The following is a 4,625-nucleotide window of genomic DNA, read 5'->3' on the forward strand; positions in this document are numbered from 1 at the left end:
ATCAATTATGACTTTTTGCCCGACATAAGACATCAAATAAGTCTGTGCATAAAAGCAAATTCCTCTGATGAAAAATACTATTTCAATTGTCACGGCAATAGTATTTAATAACAAAATATCTTTATTCATCAACACCTTATCAATAACATCTTTTAATATCCACGGAACAAATAAATTTCCGGCTGCGGCCACACTGGTAAACAAAAATGCCAACATCAATCTTCCGCTATAGGGTTTGGCATATAATAATAAACGTTTATAATTATTCATATTTCCTCCGCTGCTAAGCTTTAACATAACTTAGAATCAAGGTTGCCACTTTTTTAACAGCACCACCTTGACCAAGTTTTTCTGTAACAATATTCATTTCCTGTTTCATTTTAACACTATTTTCTAATATTTTAATAGTTTCTTGGGCAATATTATGATAATTAGCTTGCTTTTGCAGTAATTCCGGAATTAAAGCCTTCCCAGCAATAATGTTAGGTAAGCTAAAATAAGGTATTTTCACTAATAATTTTCCTAATAAGTATGTTAAAAAGGCTAATTTATAAATAACCACCGTTGGTAGTTTTAAAATTGCCGCTTCCAAGGTTACTGTTCCTGAAGAAGCAATGCCAACGTCAGCGATGCTCATCAAAGCATAATTTTTATCACTAGTTAACTTAACCTTAACTTTATATTGTTTTAAAATATCTTCAATCATTTTTCTTGGAATTGTTGATGCTACCGGTAAATAAAACTGAACCTTCGGTTGTACCGTAATGATTTCTTCGGCGGCTTTTAACATTTCCGGCAATAAGTTATTAATTTCCTGTTTTCTACTACCGGGCAATAATAATACCACCGGTTGTTCACTGCTAGCTTGAAAATACTGATAAGCTTCAACCGGCTGTAATTCAGGTTTTACAATATCCAGTAACGGATGACCGACAAATTCTACATTCGCACCGGCTTTTTTATAAAATTCAGCTTCAAATGGAAAAATAGCGGCAATACAGTCAACAACCTTCGCAACATCTTTAGCGCGTCCGGGACGCCAGGCCCATGCTGAAGGGCTGATATAAGAAATAACCGGAATATTTAATTTTTGGGCAGCTTTGGCTAAGCGCATATTAAAATCAGGATAATCAATAACCACTAAAACATCCGGCCGTTCTTTTTTCATTAAAGCTACCAAGTCAGCTTTAAGCTTAAAGAGTTTTCGTAAATTTTTTATAACTTCTACAAACCCAATTACACCTAAATCCGCAATATCATGATATATTTCAACACCACTATTTTTCATATTAATACCGCCCATACCAAAAATATGTGCTTGCGGATTAAGCTCTTTTATTGCTGTCGCTACACTGGCTCCATGCAAGTCACCTGAAGCCTCACCAACAGAAATCATTATCTTCGCCATCATTGTCTCCCAGCCTTTGTAAACAATAAAGACGTGAGGATGCTCCTTACAAAACCTCCTCAACGTCTATTATAATGCTACAATCGTTATATTATTTTTTTTAGCTAATTCTAAAACTTTAGACTTTTCCACTAACAAGGTATTATCAGCTTCAATAGCTAAAGCTTTGGAATTTGCTACAATCATGGAATTAATAGTCTTAACACCTACGGTTGGAACATCAAAGCGTAAATCTTGGTTCGGTTTTGCAACCTTAACAACAACAGCGTCGCCACGGCCCAAGGCTCCCCCCCGTTTTATGCATTCATCAGTTCCTTCAATTGCTTCCACTGCCATAACTGCTTTATGCTTTACTACGACCGTTTGACCAATATCAAGTTGACCAATTTCTTTGGCCATTTTATAGCCAAACTCCATATCTTCCAGTTCGCCAATTGTCGGTTGACGTTCCGTCAAAACACCTTTACTCGGCATCAATTTTTTAATAAGCATCGTTTGGTCAAACACACCAATACCTTCTGTTGCTAATTCCTGCACCAATGCCAACATTAAGGTATCATCATTATTATTCGGCAATGAACTGAATAGTTTTTGCCACCGCTGATCAATAGCAACCTCACCATTAAACATTAATTCTTTGGTAACTTTGCCAATCATCGTAACTTGTTTAATATTTTTTTGTACTAATGTTTGAATAATACAATCAAGTTGACCAATATTAATTTTATTGAAATCAACTACACTCTTCGCTAAATCAGCCTCAACATCATCTAACAAAGCAATCGCTGTAATTTCAATATTAGAATCTTGTGCTGCTAATGCTATTTCTACCGGCAATCTTCCGATACCGGCTAACAATCCTATTTTCTCCATCTTATCCCTCCGTATCACTCGTTACTTTCTTTACGCCCGCGACAAATTCCTCTTTCAGCATTGCGTAAAAACCGTAAAAAATGATCCACTTCCGGACATGACTCTACTTCTTGTTCAATAATTTCAATAGCCTGCGCTAAACTATTACCGGAACGATATAGTATTCTATAAGCTTTTTTAATATTTTTTCTGGATTCAATATCAATACCGGCTCTCGACATCCCTACACTGTTTAAGCCAGAAACTTTTGCCGGATGACCATCGACAATCACATATGGCGGAATATCTTGGACAACTTTAGAAGCCCCACCCACCATCGCATTGCGACCAATTTTTACAAACTGATGCACTCCAGATAAGCCCCCAATAATCGCTCGGTCTTCTACTACAACATGACCAGCCAAGGTTGCCGCATTACTCATAATAACATTATTACCAACAATACAATTATGTGCTACATGTGTATAAGCCATCATTAAACAGTTAGAGCCAATTCTGGTTTCTTCACCTTCACCGGTTGCTCTATTAACTGTCGCACATTCGCGGATTTTGGTATTATCACCAATAATAACATAACTTTTTTCCCCATTAAATTTCAAATCTTGGGGTTCTGCACCAATCGATGCTCCAGGGAAAATCACACAATCTTTTCCGATACTTGTCCAGCCCTCAATCACCGCATGGGCACAAATTTTAGTATTATCACCAATAATAACATTTTCCCCAATAACGGCGTAAGGTCCTATTTCAACATCCTTGCCTAAACGAGCTTTAGGATGAATTACTGCTGTTTCATGTATTTTTCTTAATGCTACCACATTATCTGTTTTCACCAATATCAGCTCCTTTGTGATGTAATCTTGCTAAATAAGCCCCTAACAAAATCACTATTTTATATAGTCCACTCAGTCAATATTTTTCCGCTCTCAATAAACTGGCATTTTAACCCGTTTATTGCCATTAGCTGAGTTTATCTTTTTTATTCAGCATTTAATTACTAAATTAATCTATTTTTCTTCTACTGCTGATAGGGCAAACATAAATTCACCTTCAGCTACTAATTGTTCATCAACAAAGGCTTGACACCATAATTTACCGATATTACTTTTTACCTTTATCAATTCCGCAACCATTTTAAGTTGATCCCCAGGACCCACCGGTTTTCTAAACTTAACTTTTTCCATCCCGGCAAATAGTGCAAGCTTGCCACGATTTTCTTCCGGATAGAGCATTGCTACGCCACCAACTTGAGCCATTGCTTCTAAAATCAAAACCCCCGGCATAACTGGTCTACTAGGAAAATGTCCTTGAAATTGCGGTTCTGTATACGTTAAATTTTTTATTCCCACCGCTCGTTTCATTGGTTCTAGCTCAATAATTTTATCCACCAATAAAAACGGATAACGATGTGGTATTATTTTCTCAATATCTTTTATTGTTAGTACCATTTGTTATTCTCCTTTATTACCGATTAATATTTTTTTCGCCAATTCTGTATTCAAAGCATGGCTGGACTTTACTGCGATGATATGACCTTTTATTTTTCCGGCAAGCATAAAATCCCCAATAATATCAAGAACCTTATGCCTAACCAGTTCATCTTCAAATCTTAACGGCGTTAACACCTTTTCTTCATCGTAAACTACTACATTCTCTAAACTGCCCCCCAAGGCCAACCCTTGTGCTTTTAGCGCCTCAACCTCATGCATAAAGCCAATTGTCCGAGCCCCGGCAATTTCCCGCATAAAAACATCTTGATTTACTTCAAAATCCGCAAACTGTATTCCTAAAAGCGGATGCGGGTTAGTAGAAGTAAAAGTTATTCTAAACCCATCATAAGGAATAATTGTAATAAAGCGATCTTTATCGTGTACAGCATAAACTTTATCAATTATAATTTCCGGACGCAACTCACTTTGCTTCATTATTCCGGCAGTATTAATTAATTCAGCAAAAACCAACGCACTACCATCCGCAACCGGTGGTTCTACCGAATTTATTTCAACATAACAATTATCAATATTTAGCGCATTAAAAGCAGCTAATAAATGTTCTACGGTAAAGACTTTTGCAGCACCCTTTTCCAAAGTTGTCGCTCGCATAGTATTAGTAACATTTTTAGCGCAAGCTTTTACCTTCGGTTGTCCAGGCAAATCAACTCTAATAAAAACAATCCCCGTATTAGGGGGAGCTGACTTTAAAGTTATGATAACTTCTGTTCCTGAGTGTAAACCGATACCTTTATAGGTAATATCTGTCGCAATGGTATTTTGGTACTGCATAAAAAGTCCTCCTATTTTATAACCTTCGTCTATTCTACAAAAAATAAATCTTTCCTGCAAGT

Annotated in this window: 6 protein-coding genes; all 6 read right to left on the bottom strand. The window is 36.6% G+C overall.

Annotated elements, in window-relative coordinates; genetic code table 11:
* The coding region (locus KBI38_07135) for an ABC transporter ATP-binding protein (GenBank protein ID MBP8629830.1) at window positions 1-270 on the bottom strand (270 nt) is incomplete at its 3' end.
* A gap of 13 nt (window positions 271-283) precedes the next feature.
* Window positions 284-1,408 carry a lipid-A-disaccharide synthase gene (lpxB, locus tag KBI38_07140; GenBank protein ID MBP8629831.1) on the bottom strand — a complete coding sequence of 375 codons (1,125 nt, stop codon included), beginning with the start codon at window positions 1,406-1,408 and terminating at the stop codon, window positions 284-286.
* A gap of 69 nt (window positions 1,409-1,477) precedes the next feature.
* A complete protein-coding gene (lpxI, locus tag KBI38_07145; protein MBP8629832.1) occupies window positions 1,478-2,281 on the bottom strand; it encodes a UDP-2,3-diacylglucosamine diphosphatase LpxI in 804 nt (267 codons plus the stop codon).
* Between the two features lie 14 nt (window positions 2,282-2,295).
* Window positions 2,296-3,114, bottom strand: a complete 819-nt coding sequence (gene lpxA / locus KBI38_07150) for an acyl-ACP--UDP-N-acetylglucosamine O-acyltransferase (GenBank protein MBP8629833.1) — start codon at window positions 3,112-3,114, stop codon at window positions 2,296-2,298.
* A 174-nt stretch (window positions 3,115-3,288) separates the two neighbouring features.
* Window positions 3,289-3,729: a 3-hydroxyacyl-ACP dehydratase FabZ gene (gene fabZ / locus KBI38_07155; GenBank protein MBP8629834.1), complete on the bottom strand. Its 441-nt coding sequence runs from the start codon at window positions 3,727-3,729 to the stop codon at window positions 3,289-3,291.
* A 3-nt stretch (window positions 3,730-3,732) separates the two neighbouring features.
* Window positions 3,733-4,563: a UDP-3-O-[3-hydroxymyristoyl] N-acetylglucosamine deacetylase gene (gene lpxC, locus KBI38_07160; protein ID MBP8629835.1), complete on the bottom strand. Its 831-nt coding sequence runs from the start codon at window positions 4,561-4,563 to the stop codon at window positions 3,733-3,735.
* Window positions 4,564-4,625: the final 62 nt, after the last annotated feature.

This window comes from Negativicutes bacterium (assembly GCA_018052945.1).
Classification (GTDB): Bacteria; Bacillota; Negativicutes; order JAGPMH01; family JAGPMH01; genus JAGPMH01.

What these genes read in the sequence shown, in the direction of transcription:
- lpxB (MBP8629831.1), bottom strand. Translation starts at nt 1,408, where the DNA reads ATGGCGAAGATAATGATTTCTGTTGGTGAGGCTTCAGGTGACTTGCAT.
- lpxI (MBP8629832.1), bottom strand. Translation starts at nt 2,281, where the DNA reads ATGGAGAAAATAGGATTGTTAGCCGGTATCGGAAGATTGCCGGTAGAA.
- fabZ (MBP8629834.1), bottom strand. Translation starts at nt 3,729, where the DNA reads ATGGTACTAACAATAAAAGATATTGAGAAAATAATACCACATCGTTAT.
- lpxC (MBP8629835.1), bottom strand. Translation starts at nt 4,563, where the DNA reads ATGCAGTACCAAAATACCATTGCGACAGATATTACCTATAAAGGTATC.